The sequence below is a fragment of the Mycobacterium sp. ACS1612 genome, from assembly GCF_001667505.1.
Lineage (GTDB): Bacteria > Actinomycetota > Actinomycetes > Mycobacteriales > Mycobacteriaceae > Mycobacterium.
Map to the genome: position 1 here is coordinate 1 of NZ_LZHZ01000049.1, position 22390 is coordinate 22390.

Below are 22390 nucleotides of genomic sequence, written 5' to 3' on the forward strand. Positions count from 1 at the left end.
CGGCCAATACCGCCAGCACCAGCCGCGTCTTCTCCTCGGCCGGGATCTTCGTTCGTCGTGATCGGACCATGATCCACTCAACCTCCTCGACAGCCACGCTGTGAATACCGCGACCCTGTCAGACAGTTTGAGTCAGTGGACAATGGTAGTGTCGAACACATGTTCGATTCGACGGGGTTGGCGGTGGTGGATCCGCTGGCCGATGAGGCCGCCTTGGTTGAGCAGATCGCGTGGTTGGAGGGGGTGAAGTCGGCCGCGGCGGCGGGGCAGGCCCGCGCGGCGGCGGCGTTGGCGGAGGCGCGGCGTGCGGCCGAGGCGGCTGCCGGGGTGCCCAAGTCCAAACAGGGTCGAGGCGTGGCCAGTGAGGTGGCGTTGGCCCGTCGCGAATCGCCGAACAAGGGTGGGCGGTTGTTGGGGTTGGCTACCGCGTTGGTCCACGAGATGCCGCACACCCTGGCCGCCATGGAATGCGGGGCGCTCTCGGAGTGGCGCGCAACGTTGATCGCCCGCGAATCGGCCTGTCTGAGTGTGGCGCATCGGCGGTTGTTGGATGCCGAGATGTGCGCCGAGGTGGCCGGTCTGCAGGGGTGCGGTGATGGGCGCATCAGCGCCAGGGCCAAGGAGATCGCTGCCCGGTTGGATGCGGCGGCGGTGGTCGATCGCGCGGCCAAGGCCGAGGCCGATCGCACCGCGACGATCCGGCCGGCGCCCGACTGCATGGCCTATGTGACGGTGTTGTTGCCGATGCGCCAGGGCGTGGGCATGTGGGCGGCGTTGAAACGCCAAGCCGATGTCACCGTTGATCAGCGTTCGCGCGGTCAGGTGATGGCCGATACCGCCTATGAGCGCATCACCGGGTGCCCGGCCGAGCAGCCGCAGTCGGTGGCGGTGAATCTAGTGATGACCGATGCGGCGTTGTTCGGCGCGGACAACGCGGCTGCGGTATTGGATGGCTACGGGCCGATTCCGGCGTCGTTGGCCCAGCAGTTGGTCGGTGACGCTGTCACCGACGCGACGGCGGTGGCCACGTTGCGGCGGCTGTATCGCCATCCCGGCAGTGGGGCGTTGGTGGCGATGGAGTCGCGGGCGCGGTTGTTTCCCAAGGGGTTGGCGGCGTTCATCGGGATCCGGGATCGCACGTGTCGCACTCCCTATTGTGATGCCCCGATTCGGCATCGTGATCATGCGACACCGCGTAACCGAGGTGGCCCGACCAGTGCGCTCAACGGGTTGGGGGAGTGCGAGCGGTGCAACTACGTCAAAGAAGCACCGGGCTGGCAGGTGTCTACCAGCCAGGACAACGCCACCCACACCGCTGACTTCCGCACACCCACCGGCGCCACCTACCGTTCGACCGCGCCACCACTGCCGGGTGCGCTGATGATCACCATCAGCGAACTCGAAGTACGAATCGGCGTCACCCTCACCGACCTCCACGCAGCCTGACATCTGTCAGCTATTTCCGGCAACCGCAATCGATTTGGTGTCCGTGTAGCTGTCGATACCCTCGCGGCCGAGTTCGCGTCCGTAGCCGCTGGCCTTCACGCCGCCGAAAGGCGCGAAGGGGTCCATGGTGTAGCCCTGGTTGACGCCGAACGTTCCGGTGCGCACCGCGGCCGCCACTTGGAGACCGCGCTCGATGTCGTCCGTCCACACCGAACCCGCGAGCCCGTAGTCGGAGTCGTTGGCGATGGACACCGCTTCGTCCTCGTCGGCGTAAGAGATCACCGTCAGCACCGGGCCGAAGATCTCCTCGCGCGCGATCCGCATCGAGTTGTCGGCATCGGCGAACAGCGTCGGCTTGACGTACCAGCCGCGGTCAAGCCCGTCCGGCATTTCGGGGCCACCGACGACAAGGCGCGCGCCTTGGCCCAGGCCGCTCTCGATGTAGCCGCGGACGCGCTGTTGCTGGCGTTGCGCGACAAGGGGACCCACCTGCGTCGCGCTGTCCGTCGGATCGCCGACGACCATCGACATCATCTCTGCGGCCAGCGCATCGGTGAAATCGTCAGCCCGAGTCGCGGGCACCAGGATGCGGGTCAGCGCGTTGCAGATCTGCCCGCTGTTCGACAGGCTGGCCGACCGCACGCCCTTGGCTACGGCCGCCGGGTCGGCGTCGGCGAGCACGATCGCGGCGGACTTGCCGCCCAGTTCGAGGCTGACGCGGCGCAGGTCCGGTGCGCATGCCGCCGCGACGGCCTTGCCCGCCGCCGTCGATCCGGTGAACGAAACCTTGTCCACACCAGGGTGTTTCACCAGATACTCGCCGAGTCCGGCGTCGCCGGGAAGCACACTAACCACGCCGTCCGGCAGCCCCGCCTCGGCGATCATCTCGGCGAGCAGCAGCGCGTTCAGCGGTGATTCCGGCGCAGGCTTGACGATCACGCTGCAGCCGGCCAGCAGCGCGGGAACGAGTTTGGTGGCGATCAGGAATTGCGGCATGTTCCACGGCACGATCGCGGCGACGACGCCGATTGGCTCACGCCGGATGTGGATGTCGGCGCCGTAGCGCCCCGGCCGCGCCTCATGCCACGGATAAGACTCGGCCACATCGCAGAACGCGGTCATCATCATCGCGGGCAGACCGACCTGCGCGCGCTGCGCGAAGCTGATCGGCGCGCCGACCTCGGAGGTGATCACGTCGGCCATTCCGGAGCGGCGTTCGGCGTAGATCTTGGCCAGTTTGCGCACGGCGTCGATCCGCTCCGCGGGATCCTGTCGCGACCACGGACCGGTGTCGAACGCTTCCCGCGCCGCCGCGACGGCCGCGTCGACGTCATCGGGTGCCGCGGCGGCAACGTGCGCCACAAGCTGCTCGGAGTGCGGGGAAATCACCTCGATACGGCGGTCGGTGCTCGGCTTCGCCCAGTGGCCCCCGATGAACAGCGCATCCTGACGCAATCGACCGTCTCCTCATCCGCGGCGCAACACTAATATCAACTACTTGTTATTGCTGCTGACAGCATATACCGTCGGCGCTATGGCTCGTTTCCCGAAACCGCCCGAAGGTAGCTGGACCCAGCACTACCCGGAACTGGGAACAGAACCGGTGTCCTACGAGGATTCGATCAGTCCGGAGTTCTACGAACTCGAGCGCAAAGCAGTCTTCAAACGTGCATGGCTGAATGTCGGTCGGATCGAACAGCTTCCCCGCAAGGGCAGCTATTTCACCAAGGAACTGAAGGTCGCCAACACGTCGATCATCGTGGTGCGCACGACGGCAGGTGAGATCAAGGCGTATCACAACATCTGCAGACATCGCGGCAACAAGCTGGTGTGGAACGACATGCCCCTCGAGGAGACCAGTGGGGTCTGCAGGCAGTTCACCTGCAAGTACCACGCCTGGCGCTACGACCTCGACGGCAACCTGACCTTCGTCCAGCAGGAGGAGGAGTTCTTCGATCTCGACAAGAGCCGATACGGACTCGTCAGGGTGCACTGCGACGTCTGGGAAGGTTTCATCTTCGTCAACTTCGCGGACGAACCCGAGCAGACCCTGCGGGACTTTCTCGGCCCGATGATCACCGGTCTGGAAGGCTACCCGTTCGACCAGATGACGTCGCGGTTTTACTACCGCTCCGACGTGAAGGCCAACTGGAAGCTCTACATGGACGCGTTCCAGGAGTTCTATCACGCACCCGTACTGCATGCGAACCAGTCGCCCGCCAAATATTCGAAGGCGGCCGCCGAGGCCGGATTCGAAGCGCCGCACTACCGCATCGACGGCCCGCACCGGTTGGTCAGCACATCCGGAATTCGCGCGTGGGAGATGGACTCCGAGATGCGCAAACCGATCGAGGACATCTGCCAGAGCGGGCTGTTCGGGCCATGGGACAAGCCGGACCTCGGTGCGATGCCGGACGGCCTCAATCCGGCGAAATGCGACCCGTGGGGCCTTGATTCGTTCCAGCTGTTCCCGAACTTCGTGATCCTGATCTGGGGCCAGGGCTGGTACCTGACCTACCACTACTGGCCGACGTCCTACAACTCGCACATCTTCGAGGGCACAGCGTATTTCCCGCGGCCGCGCACTCCGAGGGAGCGCATCGCGCAAGAACTGGCGGCGGTGTCGTTCAAGGAGTACAGCCTTCAGGACGCGAACACGTTGGAGGCCACTCAGACGATGGTGGAGTCCGGCGTCGTCGACAAGTTCCTGCTGTGCGACCAAGAGGTGTTGATCCGCCATCTACACAGGGAGACCGCGGCGTGGGTGGACGATTACCAGCGCAGGACGGTGACGGTATGACTGCCATGCTGCCCGCTGAATTCGCCGATCTGGAGCGATATTCCGACTGGTGTCTGGCGACCGAACCTGAGCGTTACGCCAAGCGGCTGGCCAGTTCGATGGCGGAGATGCAGGCGTTCTACGACGCGATCACACCGCGCGCGGAGGAAGCGATCTCCTACTGCGACAAGTTTCCTCTCGACGACATGCCCGACGACGTCCTCAATCTGATGCATCTGCTGTATTCCATGATCATGGTGTCGTTTCCGGTCGAGTGTTGGAAGCAGCCGCGGGTACCGGATTCCGGTGCTGCGGCCATGGATTGCCTGTCCGAACCGGTGCCGTGACCACCGTCCTGCACGCGGCGCGGTGGGCCGACGTGGATGCCGGCGAGGTGCATTCGCCCGCCGTGGTGGTGGTCGACGGTGATCGAATCCAGGACGTCAATCCTGGTGAGCTGCCGCCTGATTCGACCGATATCGACCTCGGCGACGTCACCCTGTTGCCCGGGCTGATGGACATGGAACTCAACCTGCTGATCGGGGGACCGGGTGGCCCGGAAGGGCTACCGAACCCCATGCACGGCGTCCAGGACGATCCCGCGTACCGGACGCTGCGCGGCGCGGTGAACGCGCGAACCACACTCGAAGCCGGCTTCACGACCGTGCGCAATCTCGGGTTGATGGTGAAGACCGGCGGCTATCTGCTTGACGTCGCGCTGCAACGCGCCATCGACCAGGGGTGGCACCTCGGGCCGCGCATCTATCCGGCCGGACACGCCGTCACGCCCTACGGCGGGCACCTTGACCCCACCGTCTTCCAACGGTTGGCGCCGGGCATCATGCCGCTCTCGGTGGCCGAGGGCATCGCCAACGGCGTCGACGACGTGCGGGCCTGCGTGCGATACCAGATCCGGCACGGCGCCAAACTGATCAAGGTGTCCGCGTCGGGCGGGGTGATGTCGCACAGCACCGCCCCCGGCGCCCAGCAGTACTCCGACGACGAGTTCGCCGCGATTGCCGACGAGGCGCACCGCGCCGGTGTTCGGGTGGCCGCACATGCCGTGGGCGACAGCGCGATTCGTGCCTGCATCCGAGCCGGTATCGACTGCATCGAGCACGGTTTCCTGGCCTCCGACGAGACCATTCAGATGATGGTCGACCACGGCACGTTTCTGGTCTCCACCACCTATCTCACCGAAGCGATGGCCGTCGACCGCATCGCACCCGAACTGCGCAAGAAGGCCGAAGAGGTGTTCCCGCGCGCCCAGTCGATGCTGCCGAAGGCGATCGCAGCGGGCGTGCGGATCGCGTGCGGAACCGACGCCCCAGCGATTCCGCACGGGCAGAACGCAAAAGAACTCTGCGCCTTGGTGGATCGGGGAATGACGCCGATGGAAGCGATCCGGGCTGCAACGGTCACCAGCGCGGAACTGATCGAGGCGGATCACGAATTGGGCCGTCTCGCACCTGGATACCTCGCCGACATCATCGCGGTGCCCGGCGATCCAGCACGCGACATCGCGACCACACTCGACGTGCGGTTCGTGATGAAGAACGGTCAGATCTACAAGCGCTGACGTCGACAGGAGGCGAGCGTGGAACAACGCGACAACATTCTCTGGCTGCTCAAGCAGGCCTGGTACTTCTCGCTGACGACGGTGAACGAGGCGGTCAGCGAGCACGGTGTGAGCACCGCGCAGATCGGCATGTTGCGCCAACTGGCCACCGAACCCGGTCTGTCCGGAGCGGACCTGGCTCGTCGGCTGCTGATCAGTCCGCAGGGCGTGCAACTGGCGCTCAAGGAATTGGAGCGGCGCGGTTTGGTCGAACGCAAACAGGACCCGCAACACGGCCGGATCTTGCAGGCGTTCCTGACCGATCACGGGCGCAAGGTCGCCGAGGCGGTGGTCAGCGATGCGATCGCCGCCAACGACAAGGTGTTCGGCGTGCTCACCGCCGAAGAACAGGAAACCCTGCGCGAGCTGCTCGGCCGCGTCATCGAGCAGGGCACCGGACACGCCCTGCACACCGACCATATCGGCCCCGACATAGCAAGTAGTTGATATAGATGACAAGTACTTGATAATGTTGGTGTCGATGAGCGAGGACACCGAGAAGGTCGTCATCGAGTTGAACCGGGGCACGACGACCGCCGCTTACCGGGCCGGCGATACGTTGCTGCAGACCGCCCGTATCGCCGGGCTGCAGGCGCCGTACTCGTGCGAAACCGGTTCGTGCGGAACGTGTATGGCGCGCATCGTCGAAGGTGCTGCCCGGATGGTGAACAACGACGCGCTCGAAGACGACGAGGTGGCCGAGGGCTGGGTGCTGACCTGCCAGGCGCTGCCGACCAGCCGCACCGTTCGAGTGGTCTACGAATAGGAGGCAGGCATGAGTCGCGTCGCAGTGGTGACCGGCGGTGCTTCGGGCATGGGGGAGGCGACGTGCCACGAGTTGGGCAGGCGCGGGCACAAGGTCGCGGTGATGGACATCGACGGGCAAGCCGCACAACGGGTGTGTGAAGAACTGCGCGCCGAAGGCGTGACCGCGCTGGCGGTGGCGGCCGATGTCAGCGACCGCGCCGCGGTCGAGGAGGGCTTCGCGAAGGTGCGCAGCGAACTCGGGCCGGTGCATGTCCTGGTCACCAGCGCGGGCCTGGTCGATTTCGCGCCGTTCACTGAGATCACGCCCGAGGCGTGGGACCGGCTGATTGCGGTGAACCTGACCGGCACCTTCCACTGCTGTCAGGTCGCGATCGGCGACATGGTCGAGGCGGGGTGGGGTCGCATCGTAATGATCTCGTCGTCGAGCGCCCAGCGCGGCTCCCCGAGGATGGCGCACTACGCGGCCTCCAAGGGTGCTCTGCTGGCGCTGACGAAATCGCTTGCCCGCGAATATGGTCCGCTGGGGATCACGGTGAACAACATCCCGCCGTCGGCCATCGAGACGCCGATGCAGCATCAGTCGCAGGCCGCGGGGCATCTGCCGTCCAACGAGCAGATGGCGGTCAGCGTCCCGGTCGGCCATCTCGGAACCGGCGACGACATCGCCGCCGCGGTCGGATTCCTGTGCTCGGAGCAGGCCGGCTTCATCACCGGTCAGGTCCTGGGTGTCAACGGCGGGGCGGTGTTGTGAGAGGAGGACAGGATGGCGCGATGGCCCAAGCCGGCCGAGGGTAGCTGGACTGAGCATTATCCGGAACTCGGGACCGGCCCGGTCTCGTTTCGGGACTCGACCTCACCGGAGTTCTACGAACTCGAACGGGAAGCGATCTTCAAGCGTGCATGGCTCAATCTCGGTCGGGTAGAAGAGCTTCCGCGCGTCGGCAGCTATTTCACAAAGGAGATTGCCGCGGCGAAGACGTCGGTCATCGTCGTCAAGGGAAAAGACCATGCGATTCGGGCGTTCTACAACGTTTGCCGTCACCGCGGCAACAAGCTGGTGTGGAACGACTTTCCGAACGAGGAAGTCAGCGGAACCTGCCGCCAATTCACGTGTAAGTACCACGGATGGCGCTACGGCCTCGAAGGCGCGTTGACATTCGTGCAGCAGCCCGACGAGTTCTTCGACCTCGACCCCGCGCAGTACGGCCTGCGGCCGGTGCACTGTGATGTGTGGAACGGCTTCGTCTTCATCAACCTCGACCCGGAACCGAGGCAGAGTCTGCGCGAGTTCCTCGGGCCGATGATCACCGCGCTCGACGACTACCCGTTCGAATTGATGACCGAGCGTTACGATTTCGTCGCGCACAACAACAGCAACTGGAAGATCTTCGCTGACGCGTTTCAGGAGTACTACCACGTGCCGTCGCTGCACTCGCAGCAGGTGCCGTCGGCCGTGCGGCAACCCAACGCGACTTTCGAGTGCGGTCATTTCCAGATCGACGGGCCGCACCGGTTGGTGTCCACGGCAGGCACTCGCAGGTGGCTGCTCGACCCCGAGTACATGTATTCCGTCGAACGGGCCACCCGCAGCGGCCTGGTCGGGCCCTGGCGGACACCGGAAACGCACCAGTCGGCGGGCCTGAACCCCGGCGGCATCGAACCCTGGGGCATCACGAACTTCCAGATCTTCCCCAACCTCGAGATCCTGATCTACCACGGGTGGTATCTGCTGTACCGGTACTGGCCGACGTCGCACAACACCCACAAGTTCGAGGCGTACAACGCGTTCCACCCCGCACGCACCGTGCGCGAGCGCATCGAACACGAGGTCGCCTCCGTCGTGCTCAAAGAGTTCGCGCTCCAGGACGCCGGCATGTTGGGGGGCACGCAGGCGGCACTGGAGTACGAGGTCGTCGACGATTTCCCGCTCAACGATCAGGAGATCCTGGTGCGTCATCTGCACAAAGTGGCCGTGGACTGGGTCGAGCAGTATCAGCGTGAGCGCCGCCCAGTGGAGGTGTGACCGTGCCCAAACGCCTGCCCAGCGCCTTCGCCGAACTCGAACGATTCGCCGACAAGTGGTGTCTGCCAACCGAACCCGAGCGGTGGCAGGCCAGGCTGTCCGCGCCGATGCCCGAACTGCGCGAGTTCTACGACACGTTCGCCCCGCGATTCGAGGAGGCCATCGACTACTGCGACAAGTTCCCGCTCGACGACTTACCCGACGATGCGCTGAACCTGCTGCACCTCATCTACTCGATGATCATGGTGTCGATGGCCATCGAGGTCTTCGGGACGCAGAAGCCGACCGACTCGGCGGACGCCGTCATCGATCGCATCGGGGCGCCGGTGCCGTGAGCCTACTGACGATCAACAAGCTCACCGAGTCGATCGGCGCAGAAGTCGTCGGCGTCGACGCCGACCGGTTGGCAAGTGACGACGTGCTCGGCGACGCGGTGCTCGATGCGCTCGAGGAGAACGGCGTGCTGGTGTTTGCCCGGCTCGGGCTGAATCCTGAAGCGCAGGTGGCGTTCTGCCGTCGGCTGGGGGAAATCGACCACTCGTCCGACGGGCATCATCCGGTGGCGGGCATCTATCCCGTCACGCTGGACACGTCGAAGAACACGTCGGCGGCGTATCTGCGGGCCACGTTCGACTGGCACATCGACGGCTGCACACCGATGAACGACGAGGTTCCGCAGAAAGCGACTGTGCTGTCCGCGTTCCGGGTGGCAGAGCGTGGCGGCGAAACCGAATTCGCCAGCACCTACGGTGCGTACGACGAACTGACCGATACGGAGCAGGCGCAATTGGCCACGCTGCGCGTCGTGCACTCACTGGAAGCCTCGCAGCGCCGAGTCAACCCCGATCCGACAGCCGAGCAACTGGCGCGGTGGCGAGCCAGACCAACCCATGAGCACCCGCTGGTGTGGACGCACCGCAGCGGTCGGCGGTCGTTGGTGCTTGGCGCGTCGGCCGACTACATCACCGGCATGGACCGCGACGAGGGCAGGGCGCTGTTGGCGGAGTTGCTCGACCGCGCGACCACCCCCGACAAGGTGTACCGCCACACGTGGTCTGTCGGCGACACCGTCATCTGGGACAACCGCGGGGTGCTGCACCGGGCGGCGCCCTACGCCGCGGATTCCGAGCGCGAGATGCTGCGAACCTCGGTGCTGGGGGACGAGCCGATTCAGTAGTGGGCTCGTTGACGGGGGGGAGTCGCTGTGGAAATCTAATACCCACATATGAGAATCACATTCTCGTATGCCGAGATCGTCGGAACGGAGCAAGAATGGCGGAAGACCTGACCTCGGTCGACTTCTTCCGGGACGGTCGTCTGACCGATGACCCGTACCCGTTCTACCAGGCACTTCGCGATAAGTGCCCGGTCAGCCGCGAGGACCACTACGGCGTGACCATGGTGACGGGCTGGCAGGAGGCCGTCGACGTCTACAACGACGAGACGACGTTCTCGTCGTGCATCTCGGTGACCGGGCCGTTCCCCGGGTTTCCGGTGCCGCTGGAGGGTGACGACGTCACCGAGCTGATCGAACAGCATCGCGACGAGATTCCGTTCAGCGATCAGCTGCCGACGCTCGACCCGCCGACGCACACGAACCACCGCGCACTGCTGATGCGGTTGATCACGCCCAAGCGCCTCAAGGAGAACGAGGACGCGATGTGGCAGATCGCCGACGACATGCTCGACGACTTCCTGGCGCCCGGCGAAGGCGAATTCATCAACGGCTTCGCGGGTCCGTTCACGCTGCGCGTGATCGCCGACCTGCTGGGGGTGCCCGATGAGGACCGCCCGGAACTGCTCGAGCGGTTGGCCCGCGGTACACATGGCGGCGGGCTCGGCAACGCCGAGAAGTCGCTGAACAAAACTCCGCTGGAGTACCTGTACGAGATCTTCGCGACGTATGTGGAAGACCGACGACGCGAGCCGCGCGACGACGTGTTGACCGGACTGGCGACGGCGTCGTTCCCCGACGGGTCAGTGCCCGACGTGGGCGACGTGGTGCGGGTGGCTACGAACGTGTTCTCGGCCGGGCAGGAGACCACCGTGCGGCTACTCGGCACGGCGTTGAAGGTCATCGGTGACCGGCCGGACATCCAAGCCAGACTGCGCGAGGATCGCAGTCTGCTGCCGAACTTCATCGAAGAGTGTCTGCGCATCGAGAGCCCGGTCAAGGGTGACTTCCGATTGTCGCGTGTCCCAACGTCCGTCGGCGATCAAGCGATCGCAGCCGGGTGCACGGTGATGGTGATCAACGGGGCAGCCAACCGCGACCCGCGCCGCTTCGAGGACCCGGACACCTTCGACGCCGAACGCAAGAATGCGCGCCAGCACTTGGCTTTCGGCCGCGGCATCCACAGCTGTCCTGGCGCCCCGCTCGCGCGGGCCGAAACGCGCGTCGCCCTCGAGCGACTGCTGGATCGCACCAGCGACATCCGGATCAGCGAGAAGCATCACGGCCCGGCGTCTGACCGCCGCTACCAATACATTCCGACGTACATCCTGCGTGGGCTCACCGAGTTGCATCTGGAGTTCGATCTCTCATGAAGGTCACCGTTGACGAAGACCGCTGCCGCGGCCACGGCATGTGCTTGACGCTGTGCCCGGAGGTGTTCCACATGCACGACGACGGTTACGCCGTCGCTGATCCGTCCGAGGTGCCCGAAGGTCTGGAGGATGGAGCAAAGGACGCGATAGCCAACTGTCCCGAACAAGCCATCAGCGAAATTGACTGAACAACAAGGAGTTTGCGTGCCGAAGGGTTACATCATCATCACCGAGGACGTCAAGGATCCGGCCGGCATGGCCGAGTACGCCAAGTTGGCCGGCAAAGCGATGGCAGGATCGACGCTGCTGTCGTTCGATTCGAAGCCCGAGGTGCTGGAGGGGCAGTGGCACGGCACGCAGACCGTCGTGCTGGAGTTCGAATCGGTCGAGGCCGCCCGCGAATGGTATTACTCCGACGCCTATCAGGAGGCGGCCAAGCTGCGTCAGGCGGCGGCCGACTGCAACGGCGTCATCGTCGCGGGGCTGGGCTAGCAGGGAAGCAGTATGCCCGGAGCTCGCCAAACTTCTGCAATCGACAATCTCGTGACCGCCGGGCTCTAGTGATTAGCCGTGCATCGTGGCACCGTGGGCCAGGGGACTGCGTTCGGTAAGACATAGGAGTCATCATGGCGCTCACTCGCCGGAACATCACCCGGCTCGTCAGCATAGTGCTGGCGGTAGCCGCTTTGGGTTTGACCACCCCCGGCGGAGCCGCCGCCGACGCGACCGACGATGCCTTCCTGCACAAGCTCTTCGACGACGCGGTTGATTTCGGCGGACGGGACCTGACCGTCAAAAAGGCCCGGGAAATCTGCGACGATCTTCGCGCCGGCAAGTCCCCGGCCGACGTTCACGACACGATCATCAACGGCTCCACATCGCGGGAGGGGTCCGCATTCTCACCGCGCCAGGCCGCGATCTTCATGGCCGACGCGGTCCAAGCCTACTGCCCCGAAAAAGCCAACCTGTTCATCAGGTACGGCCAGCAGTGAGCCGTCGCCGCGTGCACCAGTAGCTCGGCAGCACCATGCGGCTGAAAACCGCCGTGCACGAAGACGAATCGCATCACTCGTCAGATATCGAGATGGCCTGCCGCGGGCACTGCCTGACCGCCTCGCGGATCTGCTGCTCGTTCTCCGGGGTCACTTCTTCCTGCAGGATGTGCAGGTAGTCCTGCTCGTCGAGATCGAATACCTCGGGAATGATGCCCATGCACACCCCGTTGCTTTCGCAGAGTCCGAAGTCGACGACGACTTTTCGGGTCACTGCAGCACCTTCACCGGCACGTTGTGGTAGCCGGCGACGTTCTGCATCGTCACCCGTTGCAGCCCATCGAAATCCACCTCGTAGCGCGGCATGAAGTCGAGCAGGTGCTCCAGCGCGATTGTGGTCTCCAGGCGGGCCAGCGCCGCGCCGAGGCAGCTGTGGATGCCGTAGCCGAGGCCGAGGTTCTGCGCCTGCGTCTTGTCCCTGGTGATGTCGAACGTCTCGGCGTTGTCGAACGCGCGCGGGTCGCGGTTGGCCGCGGCCTTCATCAGGAACACCGGCTTGCCCGCGGGCACGGTGCCGCTCGGCACATGGGCTTCCTTCAGCGTGTAGCGCACGTTGTACTGCACCGGGCCGACATAGCGCAGCAATTCCTCCACGGCGTCCGGCACCTTGCTGCGGTCGTCGAGCAGCATCTGCCACTGCTCCGGGTGCCTGGCAAATTCGACGACCGCGCTGCCGACCAGTTTGGTGACGGTCTCGGCGCCTGCCCCGCCCAACAGCGTGGTGAACCCGGTGATCTCGATGTCGTCGAGCTTGCGCAGATTGCCTTCGTCGTCGGGGATCTCCGCAGCGATCAGGCGGCTGATCATGTCGTCCTGCGGGCTCTGCCGCCGCTCCTGAACGAGGCTGTAGTAGTACATCGCCGAGTCGATGTTGGCCTTCATGTTCTTCTCGGACAGTGCGATCTGGCCGGGTTCACGTTCCAGGCTGGTGTCGATCCAGTGCCGGACCTGCTGCCGGAAGTCCTCCGGTACGCCCGCCATCCGGGTGATCACCTCGACCGGGAACGGGCCGGAGAAGTCCTGCACCACGTCGAAGTTGTCGGGATCGACCTTGCTCAGGTAGTGCTCGACGAGTTCGACGATGGTGTTGCGCTGCGACTGGATGGCGCGCGGCGTGAACGCCTTGTTCAACAGGCTGCGCATGTGCCGGTGATCGGGCGGGTCCATGAAGATGATCGACTTCTGCGGCACCTCGCCGGTCCGCACCATGCCGAGGTCGCAACCGCGCGACGAGGAGAACGACTCGTAGTCCTTCAGCGCCGCTGACACATCCGCGTGCCGCGTCAGCGCGTAGAAGTCCTCGTCCTCGTCGTAGTAGATGGGTGCCTCGTCCCGCATCCGCTTGTAGATCTCGTACGGGTTCTCGAAGTACTCCTGCGCGACCGGGTCGAACTTCAGTTTCGGCTTGGTCATGGGCTCCTCCTGCGCGCGGGCTGATTGCCGGAAGCGTTACGAGAGACTCTCTAACTGTAACGCTAACAGTTTCGGTCACCGGATTCATCGAATCCGGCGTTTATCAGGTCATCGAGCAGCCCGAGTTCGCTGCCCAGTTCGGCCGCGGTCTTGCGCACGACGGCGATGTCCTTGCTCACGAATTCGCCCACCATGCCGATGAATGCGTCGACAGAACCGCGGGCGCCGACGATCTCCGCCACCCGGCTCGCTGCGCTGCCGTGCCCGATCGCCTCCAGCAGTCGCTTCTCGTCGACGCCGAGCCGCTCACCGAGTCGCACGCCTTCATGCAGCAGCCCAATCTGCGCGGCGAACATCGTGTTGTTGATCAGCTTGACGGCCTGCCCCGCACCGATGCGGCCGACGTGTTGGATCGGATCCCCGTAGCAGGCAAGGATCGGGCGGACGCGTTCGACGGCGTCGTCGGATCCCCCGACGAACAGTGTCACGTGGCCCGCGGCGATGTCGTGTGGCCCGCCGCTGACCGGGGCGTCTACGACCGCGACGTCATGCGACCGGGCTTCAGCCCCAATGGCCTCCGCCGTGTGCGGGCTGCCGGTGGTGTGGACGACGAGCGCGGCGCCGGGTCGCATCGCCGACAGCAGCACGCTGTGCAGGCAGACCTGCCGCACCTGCTCGTCGGTGAACACGCAGACGATGACGACGTCGCGGTCGGTCGCGACGTCGGCCAGGTCGGTCACCGGCTGCGCGCCGAGTTCGCTGACGGCCCTGCGCTTCTCGACGGACCTGCCGAGCGCGCGCACCTCGTGGCCAGCTTCGACGAGGCGGCGCACCATGGGCGCTCCCATCCTGCCCGCCCCGACGAAACCGATCTCACTCACCGCGGATGGTCCATCGACTTCAGCGCGGCGTCAGCAGCCGTGAACACCGCGCCCTCGGGCGCCGACGCGTTGGCCGCGAGGCTGGCGGCGTGCCGGACGTCCTTCTGCAGCAGGCCACCGGCGATCGGCGCCAGCCCCTCCAACGTTCCGCCGAACACGGCGATGCTGCCGAGTGCCTTACTGACCGCCGACCCGCCGTTGAGCACCTCGCACAGTTTGGCGCGGGAGATCCCGAGCGTGTCGCCCAGTTCGAGGGTGCTGATCGCGCTGCCCAGATTGGCGCTGAACAACAGGTTGTTCAAGATCTTGGTGACCTGGCCGCTGCCGAGCGGGCCGAGGTGCACGATCGGATCGCCGTAGCTGGCGAACACCGGCCTGCACCGGTCGACGACTTCTTCCTCGCCGCCGACCATGACGAGCAGCTTGCCCTCCTCGACGGCGGGGGCACCCCCGCTGACGGGGGCATCGATCACCGAAACCTCTTGAGCCGCAGCCTTCTCGGCGATCTCCCGGCACGTGTCGGGGTGCACGGTGCTGTGGATCGCGACGATGCCGCCGGGGGCCAGTCCCGCCAGCACGCCGGTGTCTCCGTACAGCACTTGCCGGACGTCGTCGTCGCCGACGACGCAGAGGCAGACCAGGTCGCTCGCGGCGCCGAGTTCGGCAGGGGACCCTGCCGTCTTGGCTGCGGTATCGGCATACGGCTCCAGGCTGGCCTCGCGGCGCGCCCACAGCGTCGTCTCGTACCCGGCCTCGACGATCCGCCGCGCCATGGGGCCGCCCTGGCTGCCCAGTCCGATGAATCCGACGCGCATCAACCCGCCTCCAATTCCTGTTGCGCCACAACACATTCGCCGATGAAGGACAGCACTTTGGCGTGGTACTCCGCCGCCCTGATGGACAGCGACACATTGTGTCCGGTGCCTGCCTGCTCGTTGACGACGAACCGCGGCGAGGTGGTGAACATGGCCCCGATCCGCTTGAGGGTCTCGGCATCCGAACGCCAGACCCGCTCGTGTTCGGCGACCGTGAACTGTATGGGCACCTGGACTTGCGCGGCCAGGGTGGCGAAGTCCCGCTGCGGCCAGTTCCTCGTCATCTCGACCTCGTACAGCGCGCCGCCGGAGGAGTTCGTCATCCCGGACAACACATCGGTGGGATACACCTCTGCCGGCTGCCAGAGGATGTCGCGCAGCCCGGTGGGTCGTCGGGTGGCGGTGGCGGTCTCGAGGATCGTGGCCGTCTCAGAGTGGTACTGCACGCCGGTGCCCGCCAGTTCGGCGCCGATGACCTCGGCGTGCTCGACTGCCATTCGCATCGCAAGTTCGCAACCCGCGGAGTGCCCGACGAAGAACAACCCCGCCCCGCGGGCCTTGTCGCCGAGCAGTTTGTCGATCGCCCCGGAGATCAGGGCCACGCGTTGTTCCGGCCGCTCCATCGCATCCGGGTAGGGCGCTGAGCTTCCGTAGCCGGGCCGGTCCAGCGCCACCATGGTGTAGCCCTGTTCGGCGCCCGCGCGCAGCAGCGACAGCTCCGGGTGGCCGGGGCAGTCGAAATAGGCTGCGGTACTTGCGCCTCCGTGGAATGCGACGACCACCGCCTTCGGCTCGTCGGCCAGTGCGACGAGCCCTGACATCGGCACGCCGTCGACGAGGACCACCCGTGGTCGCGGAGCCGCACCGGCGGCGACATTCGGTCGCGGAGCCGCACCGGCGGCGACATTCGGCCGCGGGGTCATCTGTCCGTCCGCAACAGGATCGCGCCGCTCGGGGTCAGACCGCCGCTGCTGACCACCGCGACGCGCACATCCTTCACCTGACGCTCGCCCGCCTCACCCCGGAGTTGGCTGACGGCTTCGTGGATCAGGCCCATGCCGTGGGTGCGGCCGTGGGACAGTTGCCCGCCGTGCGTGTTCAGCGGTATCACGCCGTCGCGGGCGATGGCCTGTCCGCCGTCGAGGAAATCCTTGGCCTCACCGATGCCGCAGAAGCCGAGCGCTTCCAACCACGACAGGCAGTTGAACGTGAAGCCGTCGTAGAGCTCGGCGACGTCGACATCCTTGGGTCGCAACGCGGTTCGTGTCCAGAGGTGAGCGGACTGGCCGAGGACCTGCGGCTCGTGGGTCAGTGTGGTCTGGTCCCAGTCGGTGCGCTCGACGATCTGGGAGCCGACGGCCTCGAACAGCACCGGCGTTTTGGGCAGGTCCTTAGCGGCGTCAACAGCCGACACCACCACCGCGACCGCACCGTCGCATGGGACGTCGCAGTCGTACAGTCCGAACGGCGTGGTGATCAGCCGGGCGTCGAGATAGTCGTCCATGGTCATCGGGTCGCGGTAGATCGCCGTTGGGTTCAGCGCCGCGTTCGCGCGCTGGTTGAGCGCGATCCAGCCTAAAGTCTCCCGCGTGGTGCCGTACCGGTGGAAGTGTCGTTGGGCGTTGAGCGCCAACGTATGTGCCGCCGACGTCGCACCGAACGGGATCTGCCAACTCGAGGTGCGGGCGCCGCCGGGCGGCGACGTCCTGCCTTCCTTCATCAGTTGCTGGAAGGTCGCCTCCCACAGCGTGCGGAAGCACAGCACATGGGTGGCCATCCCGGTGGCGACCGCCATCACGGCCGCGATCACGGAACCGCCCGGGCCGAAGGTGTCCATGCCGCCGTTGATCCACACCGGATGCAAGCCGAGCGCGCCCTCGAGCGCACTGACCCCGCCCTCGCCCATACCGGCGATGTCGAGCCCGGGATATGTTGACAGCCCGTCGATGTCATCGAACGTCAGCCCAGCATCGGCGACGGCCTGCGCACACGCATCGATGGTCAGCGACAGCGGCGGAACCATCTGCCGCCTGCCGATCTTCGACATGCCGATCCCGGTGATCGCCGCCGCGTCCTCGAACTTGTCCGTGGTGAGCATCGGCGAGACGTGCTTGTAAAAGTCCTGCGGCGCGATCTCGTCGACGGCCTGCGGTCCGGGCTTGGTGTCAGCGGAGGGCCGGAACAGTGGCAGCCAGACATCGTCGATCTTCTCGAAGGCCACCTCGACCATCTGGCCGAGTTCGAGGTCCTCCGGATCGCAGTCGATGATGTTGGTGGTGAGCCGAACTCGTGGATCCTCGACGATGACGACCTGGGCGACGACATACGGCGGCGGTAGGTCGGGAAAGCCGAACCGGTGGTTGACCGTGAACGCCGAAAGCGTCGCCTTGCCGGATACGTCACGCACGCCCATGTTGCGGCCACGGCAGTACCGGCAGACCGGCTGCGGCGGGTGGATCAACGCCTCGCAGTCGCGGCACTCCTGGATACGCAGCACGCCGTCACCGCCTGCGGTCCAGAAGAACTCGTTCTGCAGCGTCAGTTCGGGAAGCGGCCGTGTCACCGGACGAACTCCGAAATGGCCTCGCTGTCTTTCGGTTCGGGCTCCGGGGACTCCTGTGCTTCGTGGGCAGCGGCGCTGTCCCCGGACGGCCGGTGTTCGCCCGTGTAGATGATCGCGTGCACGGGGCAGTCCAGCAGGGCGCGCATCACCGCGTCACGGTCCCGCTCCGGCACCGTGCCGTCGCCGATCAGCGAGGCGTAGCCCCAGTCGTCGAGGGAGAAGTAGTCCGGCGCGTGCTTGGCGCAGATGCCGAAGCCGTCGCAGAGCGTTCGGTCGAGCCGAATTCGCAAGCCGTCACTCATGAGACTCCACTTCGTATGGCCGTACGGCGTCGAATGGCGCGGTGCGGCAGGTGTTGCAGTCGTTCGCGAGATGCTGTGTGACGAGTTGAGGGAACCGCCGCAGCAGGCTCGCCGCGACGTTGGTGGCGCCGTCGAGGGTGCCGCATGCGCCGCGCCCGCGTAGCACCACCGACCACCGCTCGAGACGGGCCAGATCCTCTTCCGTTGCCACACCGTCGCGCAACGCCGAGGTGACGGCGGACATCGCCGCGGTGCCGTTGAAGCAGGACCCGCATTGGCCGGCGTTCTCGCGGTCGAAGTACGCCATCACCGAGGCGGCCACGGCGACGGGGCAGTCGTCGGTGAGGATCGAGATGGCGCCGCAGCCCAGACCGCTGCCGAGCCTGCGGATCGTCTCGTGGTCGAGTGTGGCGTCGAGGATGTCGGTGTTGAGCAGACCCGCGAAATAGCCGCCCATCAATGCGCCGCGCACCGACTCGGGCGCGAGGCCGTGCCGCGTCAACAGCTCGGAAAACGCTGTGCCATGCGGGAGTTCGTACAACGCCGGGGGCCGGCCTGCGCCGGTGATGGTGGCCAGAAACGTGCCGGGTGACATCGGCGTCCCGACGGCGCGAAACTCCTGTGCGCCGTGCTGGTGGATGAAGGGGATGTGGGCCAGCGTCTCGACGTTGCTGACCATCGTCGGCAGCCCCAGCACCCCTTCCTCGAATGGCCGGGGCGGCTTGTCGGTCGGCTTTGCCGGTCCGCCATTGATCCGTCGCACGGCGGCCGTCTCCTCGCCCGCCACGTAGGTGGGTTCGACGGTGACCACGTTGACGTCGGTGCCGCCGAAAGTATCGGGGTTCAGCTCCGCCAGTGCCGAGGTGACCGCGGCGGCCGACCGTACATCGGAGACGTACACGTACGCGCGGCTGGCGCCGACCATCGCGGTGGCCAGCCGAAGACCGTCGAGCACCAGATGCGGCCGGTTGCGAAGCAGCCAGCGGTCCTTCACCGAAGCTGGTTCGCCCTCTTCACCGTTGGCGACCACGACCGTCTGGACACCACGGCGCCTGGCGTCGCGCACCGTGCGCAGTTTGGTGCCGAGCGGGAAGGCCGCACCGCCACGGCCCCGCAGACCCGACAGGTCAACCTGCTCCAGCAGCGCGTCTGCGTCCGCGAGTGGGAGGTACGCGCTGTCGGCCGAGCCCAGCAGCCGCGGTTCGCAGTTCGGCCATGCGGCCACGACGAGTTCGGCGGTGGTGGACGTCATGACGGGTCCTTCCGGCCTGTGGATAGGCTGATGGACATGAGGACTGCGGTGGTGCGCGTCGGCGTCGACGTGGCCGGCGAGCTTGCCCCCGCGCAGTTACGCGACGGCATGGCGCGCCTGCGCGACCTGGCCGGGCCCGCGGGTTTCGAGATGGTGGAGAACGATCTTGCGAACTTGCCGCCGCAGCGTCGCGAAGTGGAGTTGCTGATCGCCGGTGACGATCCGGCCGATCTCCAGCGGCGCGCAGTCGAGTTGTGCGCCAACGCCTTCGGCACCACCCCGGTGCCCGGCGTATTGACGTACATCAGCCGGGGGACCGACGACGACGCCCACGGTGTGCTCGCCGGGTTGGGGCTGACGGGTGAAATCGATCGCGTCGCAAGCGACGACGGCTGGGACGTGGTGCACGTGACGCTGCGCAAGGACGACCTGAAGCGGGTACCCGAGAGCCGTGTCCACACCGCGCTCGAAGCGTCGCTGAACTGCGAAGTACACATTCGCACCGTCTAGCCGTCCAAGAACTTCAGGATCGCGGGTGCGGCCTGCACCCACGTGTCGAACATGTTGAAGTGCTTGACCTTTCCCAGCGCGTTGTCCTTGGCCGCCTGCTCCCAGGCGTCCTCCGGCCACGGCGGGTCGATCAGTTCGCAGCCCTTGATCAGGCAGCTGACTTCCAGCGACGTTCGCTTGGGATGGTCCCAGTCGCCTTCGCCGCCGCGGATTATGAGCGTGGGTACCTTGATGTTGTCGAACATCTCGTCGTCAACGCCGGGAATCGTCTGGCCCGGCTTGGACACGAACGCGTTCAGCCAGCGCATCATCACCTTGACGAACTCGTCGGGGTCGAACGACAGGATCCGCTCTTTGTTGGCGGGGTTTTCCTCGATCCGTTCCTTCCACTCGCGCAGGTGCAGAAGGCCTTCCATCCCCATGGTGAGGACAGGCCGGATGTTGGGGGTGATGTAGTGCGCGCCGAGAGCGAAGGTGCCGTACACACCGCCGACGATGTTCCACACGACGAGCTTGGTGGCGATGTCCGGGTACAGCATCACCGTCAGCATGGAATCTCTCGCGCCGCCCGAGCCGCCGGCGATGATGCACGGCCCGATGCCGAGCCGCGTGATCAACGCGTGCAGCGTCTCCGCCCGCATGTGTGATTCGGACTGCCCGTAGAACTGCACGTCGGACTTGCCGCAATTGGGCCGGTCCCACAGCAGGACGCGGTAACCGCCGTCGACCAGTGCCTCGGCAAGCGGCCGCAACCCGGGGATGTCCTTGCTGAAGCGCCCGCCGGGTGTCAGCACGATGAATTCGCCGTCTTCGCCGAGGATTTCGTAGACGACGTTGCCGCCGTTGATCTCGATGCTCTGTTCCGTCATGCCTGCACCATTACCTCGTTGCCGACGACCCGCACCGGGTAGGTGCGGATACTCCACTCCGGTTTCACCGCGGTGGTGCCGGTCGCGAGCTCGAAACCCCATTGGTGCCAGGGGCAGTAGATGTATTCGAGGTCGCGCACCATCACCGCATCGCCCGGCACGCTGTCGTCCACGATGGTGCGGCCGCGGGCACGGCCCGAGCACAGCGGGCCCCCCTCGTGCGGACAGTAGTTCGCGATCGCGTAGAACGTGCCGTTGACGTTGTAGACCCCGACGCCGTGACGCCCGAGGGGGACGAGTTTGTGGGTGCCGGGCGGGATCTCGTCCACCGTGGCGACGACATGTTCACGCCCCTGGGCCAGCCGAGGCGTCTTCTCCGTGTTGGTCAATTCAGAACACCCGCACCTGGCCCTCGAGGGCAGGCACCGTCTCGGGCAGATGGTAGGTCGCGATGCCGTTGCGGAACATCACAGCTTCCCTTGCATGTTCAGGCAGATGCTTGACCAGCCACCGTGGGTCGTCGAACGTCCAGTGCGGATAGTCGGACGAAAACAGCAGGATTTTCTCGCACTCCATCCACTCGAACGCGCGGGTCAACTCCGTCTTGTCCTCGGGATAGTCCAGCGGCTGGGTGGTGAACTTGATGTGGTCCTTGATGTACTCCGACGGTTTGCGCTTGATGTCGACCCACGACTTGCGCGCTTCGTAGATGGCGTCCATCCGCCACATCACCGGCAGGATCCAGGTGAATGCATGCTCCACCAACACGATTCGCAACGTCGGGAAGCGGTCGAATAGGCCGTCGAAGACCATGCTCATGACCTGGTTGGCCGCCAGCAGCGAATACGTCACCATGAAATCGTGGTTGTAGCTGGGGAACCCGACCGGCGGGATCGGCAGCTCCTCGTGATGGCTACGCGACAGGTGACAACTCACCGTGATGTCGTGCTTGGTGGCGGCTTCCCAGATCGGGTCGTATTTGGGATCGCCCCACGCGGGCCGCGGTTCGGCCTTGATCAGGATCTGGCCCATGTAGGGATGCCCGGCCCACCGCTCGATCTCGCGGGCGGAGTCTTCGGGCGCCTCGATCGCGACGCAGATCGAACCGCGCCACCGCTCGTGCCAGTTGTTGTGGCTGTCCAACCAGTGATTGTCCTGCCAGTCGTTGAGTGCGCAGCTCATCGCGTGATTGACCTCGGGGAAGCGCGCCGGGTACGCGGCCGGTTCCAGGATCGCGATGTCGGCGCCGGCCTCCATGATCAGCTGTTTGAACGCCAGATCCGGGTCACTGCCCGCGAACTCACCGTCGGCGGGGAAGGTGTCCGTGCGCATCGCGTAGGCGTGTGCGTAATCCGGTGCGTCGTAATAGATCTGGTCACCAATTCGGCGCGGCAGGAAGTACTTGCTGCGCCACGGTTCCGGGATGTACTGCGCGAGCACCCCGCTCTTGGGCACCGGATGCACATCGGAGTCGACGCACCGGACGGCGACGCGCTCCGCCGCCGGTTTGCGCTCTGTCACTGTGACCGTCATCGTGGCCTCCTCAACTTCC

The 22390-nt window shown here is 65.7% G+C and carries 26 protein-coding genes and 1 pseudogene; 15 read left to right on the forward strand and 12 right to left on the reverse strand.

Features of this window, described 5'->3' with window-relative positions:
- Nucleotides 1–159: 159 nt before the first annotated feature.
- Nucleotides 160–1446, forward strand: a complete 1287-nt coding sequence (locus A5724_RS19530) for a DUF222 domain-containing protein (protein ID WP_067805677.1) — start codon at nucleotides 160–162, stop codon at nucleotides 1444–1446.
- Between the two features lie 6 nt (nucleotides 1447–1452).
- On the opposite strand, the gene A5724_RS19535 is transcribed toward A5724_RS19530, so the two are convergent.
- On the reverse strand, nucleotides 1453–2901 hold the full coding sequence (locus A5724_RS19535) for an aldehyde dehydrogenase (RefSeq protein WP_067805680.1): 1449 nt from the start codon (nucleotides 2899–2901) through the stop codon (nucleotides 1453–1455).
- A 79-nt stretch (nucleotides 2902–2980) separates the two neighbouring features.
- Between A5724_RS19535 and A5724_RS19540 the strand changes: the two genes are divergently transcribed.
- The 13 genes and pseudogenes from A5724_RS19540 to A5724_RS19600 all read left to right on the forward strand — a co-directional run bounded on the left by A5724_RS19540 (nucleotide 2981) and on the right by A5724_RS19600 (nucleotide 12173).
- The gene (locus tag A5724_RS19540; RefSeq protein WP_067805684.1) at nucleotides 2981–4246 is read left to right on the forward strand and encodes an aromatic ring-hydroxylating dioxygenase subunit alpha; all 1266 of its coding nucleotides are present in this window, start codon (nucleotides 2981–2983) and stop codon (nucleotides 4244–4246) included.
- Nucleotides 4243–4572 carry a hypothetical protein gene (locus A5724_RS19545; RefSeq protein WP_067805692.1) on the forward strand — a complete coding sequence of 110 codons (330 nt, stop codon included), beginning with the start codon at nucleotides 4243–4245 and terminating at the stop codon, nucleotides 4570–4572. The genes A5724_RS19540 and A5724_RS19545 overlap by 4 nt, the downstream gene beginning before the upstream one ends.
- A complete protein-coding gene (locus A5724_RS19550) occupies nucleotides 4569–5804 on the forward strand; it encodes an amidohydrolase family protein (RefSeq protein WP_156752367.1) in 1236 nt (411 codons plus the stop codon). Before A5724_RS19545 ends, A5724_RS19550 begins: the two co-directional genes overlap by 4 nt.
- A gap of 18 nt (nucleotides 5805–5822) precedes the next feature.
- Nucleotides 5823–6290, forward strand: a complete 468-nt coding sequence (locus A5724_RS19555; RefSeq protein WP_067805697.1) for a MarR family winged helix-turn-helix transcriptional regulator — start codon at nucleotides 5823–5825, stop codon at nucleotides 6288–6290.
- Nucleotides 6291–6336: 46 nt separating this feature from the next.
- Nucleotides 6337–6609: pseudogene (locus A5724_RS19560) on the forward strand (2Fe-2S iron-sulfur cluster-binding protein); the annotation flags it as partial.
- Nucleotides 6610–6618: 9 nt separating this feature from the next.
- Nucleotides 6619–7362: an SDR family NAD(P)-dependent oxidoreductase gene (locus A5724_RS19565; RefSeq protein ID WP_067805700.1), complete on the forward strand. Its 744-nt coding sequence runs from the start codon at nucleotides 6619–6621 to the stop codon at nucleotides 7360–7362.
- Between the two features lie 12 nt (nucleotides 7363–7374).
- On the forward strand, nucleotides 7375–8634 hold the full coding sequence (locus A5724_RS19570; protein WP_067805703.1) for an aromatic ring-hydroxylating dioxygenase subunit alpha: 1260 nt from the start codon (nucleotides 7375–7377) through the stop codon (nucleotides 8632–8634).
- A gap of 2 nt (nucleotides 8635–8636) precedes the next feature.
- Nucleotides 8637–8969 (forward strand): hypothetical protein, encoded by a 333-nt coding sequence (locus A5724_RS19575; protein ID WP_067805920.1) that lies wholly within the window; start codon nucleotides 8637–8639, stop codon nucleotides 8967–8969.
- Complete coding sequence (locus A5724_RS19580) at nucleotides 8966–9811, forward strand: TauD/TfdA family dioxygenase (protein WP_067805706.1); 846 nt, start codon at nucleotides 8966–8968, stop codon at nucleotides 9809–9811. The genes A5724_RS19575 and A5724_RS19580 overlap by 4 nt, the downstream gene beginning before the upstream one ends.
- 95 nt (nucleotides 9812–9906) lie before the next feature.
- Nucleotides 9907–11181 (forward strand): cytochrome P450, encoded by a 1275-nt coding sequence (locus tag A5724_RS19585; RefSeq protein ID WP_067805708.1) that lies wholly within the window; start codon nucleotides 9907–9909, stop codon nucleotides 11179–11181.
- Nucleotides 11178–11369 carry a ferredoxin gene (locus tag A5724_RS19590; protein WP_067805710.1) on the forward strand — a complete coding sequence of 64 codons (192 nt, stop codon included), beginning with the start codon at nucleotides 11178–11180 and terminating at the stop codon, nucleotides 11367–11369. Before A5724_RS19585 ends, A5724_RS19590 begins: the two co-directional genes overlap by 4 nt.
- A gap of 16 nt (nucleotides 11370–11385) precedes the next feature.
- Nucleotides 11386–11673, forward strand: a complete 288-nt coding sequence (locus A5724_RS19595) for a DUF1330 domain-containing protein (protein WP_067805713.1) — start codon at nucleotides 11386–11388, stop codon at nucleotides 11671–11673.
- A 134-nt stretch (nucleotides 11674–11807) separates the two neighbouring features.
- On the forward strand, nucleotides 11808–12173 hold the full coding sequence (locus tag A5724_RS19600; protein WP_067805716.1) for a DUF732 domain-containing protein: 366 nt from the start codon (nucleotides 11808–11810) through the stop codon (nucleotides 12171–12173).
- 73 nt (nucleotides 12174–12246) lie between these two features.
- Here the strand turns inward: A5724_RS19600 and A5724_RS19605 are convergent, their stop codons facing one another.
- The 8 genes from A5724_RS19605 to A5724_RS19640 all read right to left on the reverse strand — a co-directional run bounded on the left by A5724_RS19605 (nucleotide 12247) and on the right by A5724_RS19640 (nucleotide 19459).
- Nucleotides 12247–12447, reverse strand: a complete 201-nt coding sequence (locus A5724_RS19605; RefSeq protein WP_067805719.1) for a ferredoxin — start codon at nucleotides 12445–12447, stop codon at nucleotides 12247–12249.
- Nucleotides 12444–13646 (reverse strand): cytochrome P450, encoded by a 1203-nt coding sequence (locus A5724_RS19610; RefSeq protein WP_067805722.1) that lies wholly within the window; start codon nucleotides 13644–13646, stop codon nucleotides 12444–12446. Before A5724_RS19610 ends, A5724_RS19605 begins: the two co-directional genes overlap by 4 nt.
- A 62-nt stretch (nucleotides 13647–13708) precedes the next feature.
- On the reverse strand, nucleotides 13709–14527 hold the full coding sequence (locus tag A5724_RS19615; RefSeq protein WP_067805725.1) for an NAD(P)-dependent oxidoreductase: 819 nt from the start codon (nucleotides 14525–14527) through the stop codon (nucleotides 13709–13711).
- Entirely contained in the window at nucleotides 14524–15342 is an 819-nt protein-coding gene (locus A5724_RS19620; protein WP_067805728.1) for an NAD(P)-dependent oxidoreductase, read from the reverse strand. Before A5724_RS19620 ends, A5724_RS19615 begins: the two co-directional genes overlap by 4 nt.
- A complete protein-coding gene (locus A5724_RS19625) occupies nucleotides 15342–16265 on the reverse strand; it encodes an alpha/beta fold hydrolase (protein ID WP_082965149.1) in 924 nt (307 codons plus the stop codon). Before A5724_RS19625 ends, A5724_RS19620 begins: the two co-directional genes overlap by 1 nt.
- Nucleotides 16262–17905 carry an OB-fold domain-containing protein gene (locus tag A5724_RS19630; RefSeq protein ID WP_067805732.1) on the reverse strand — a complete coding sequence of 548 codons (1644 nt, stop codon included), beginning with the start codon at nucleotides 17903–17905 and terminating at the stop codon, nucleotides 16262–16264. The genes A5724_RS19625 and A5724_RS19630 overlap by 4 nt, the downstream gene beginning before the upstream one ends.
- Nucleotides 17902–18195: a ferredoxin gene (locus tag A5724_RS19635; protein WP_232004909.1), complete on the reverse strand. Its 294-nt coding sequence runs from the start codon at nucleotides 18193–18195 to the stop codon at nucleotides 17902–17904. The genes A5724_RS19630 and A5724_RS19635 overlap by 4 nt, the downstream gene beginning before the upstream one ends.
- Before the next feature lie 4 nt (nucleotides 18196–18199).
- Entirely contained in the window at nucleotides 18200–19459 is a 1260-nt protein-coding gene (locus A5724_RS19640; protein WP_067805737.1) for an NADH-ubiquinone oxidoreductase-F iron-sulfur binding region domain-containing protein, read from the reverse strand.
- A gap of 36 nt (nucleotides 19460–19495) precedes the next feature.
- On the opposite strand from A5724_RS19640, the gene A5724_RS19645 reads away from it, so the two are divergent.
- Nucleotides 19496–19969, forward strand: coding sequence for a hypothetical protein (locus A5724_RS19645; protein WP_067805924.1), 474 nt, complete (start codon nucleotides 19496–19498; stop codon nucleotides 19967–19969).
- On the opposite strand, the gene A5724_RS19650 is transcribed toward A5724_RS19645, so the two are convergent.
- The 3 genes from A5724_RS19650 to A5724_RS19660 are packed head-to-tail and all read right to left on the reverse strand — an operon-like array spanning nucleotide 19966 to nucleotide 22371.
- Nucleotides 19966–20838 carry an alpha/beta fold hydrolase gene (locus tag A5724_RS19650; protein ID WP_067805740.1) on the reverse strand — a complete coding sequence of 291 codons (873 nt, stop codon included), beginning with the start codon at nucleotides 20836–20838 and terminating at the stop codon, nucleotides 19966–19968. The two genes, A5724_RS19645 and A5724_RS19650, sit on opposite strands and share 4 nt — an antisense overlap.
- A complete protein-coding gene (locus A5724_RS19655) occupies nucleotides 20835–21227 on the reverse strand; it encodes a Rieske (2Fe-2S) protein (protein ID WP_067805744.1) in 393 nt (130 codons plus the stop codon). The genes A5724_RS19650 and A5724_RS19655 overlap by 4 nt, the downstream gene beginning before the upstream one ends.
- Nucleotide 21228: 1 nt before the next feature.
- Entirely contained in the window at nucleotides 21229–22371 is a 1143-nt protein-coding gene (locus tag A5724_RS19660) for an amidohydrolase family protein (RefSeq protein WP_067805747.1), read from the reverse strand.
- Nucleotides 22372–22390 lie beyond the last annotated feature (19 nt).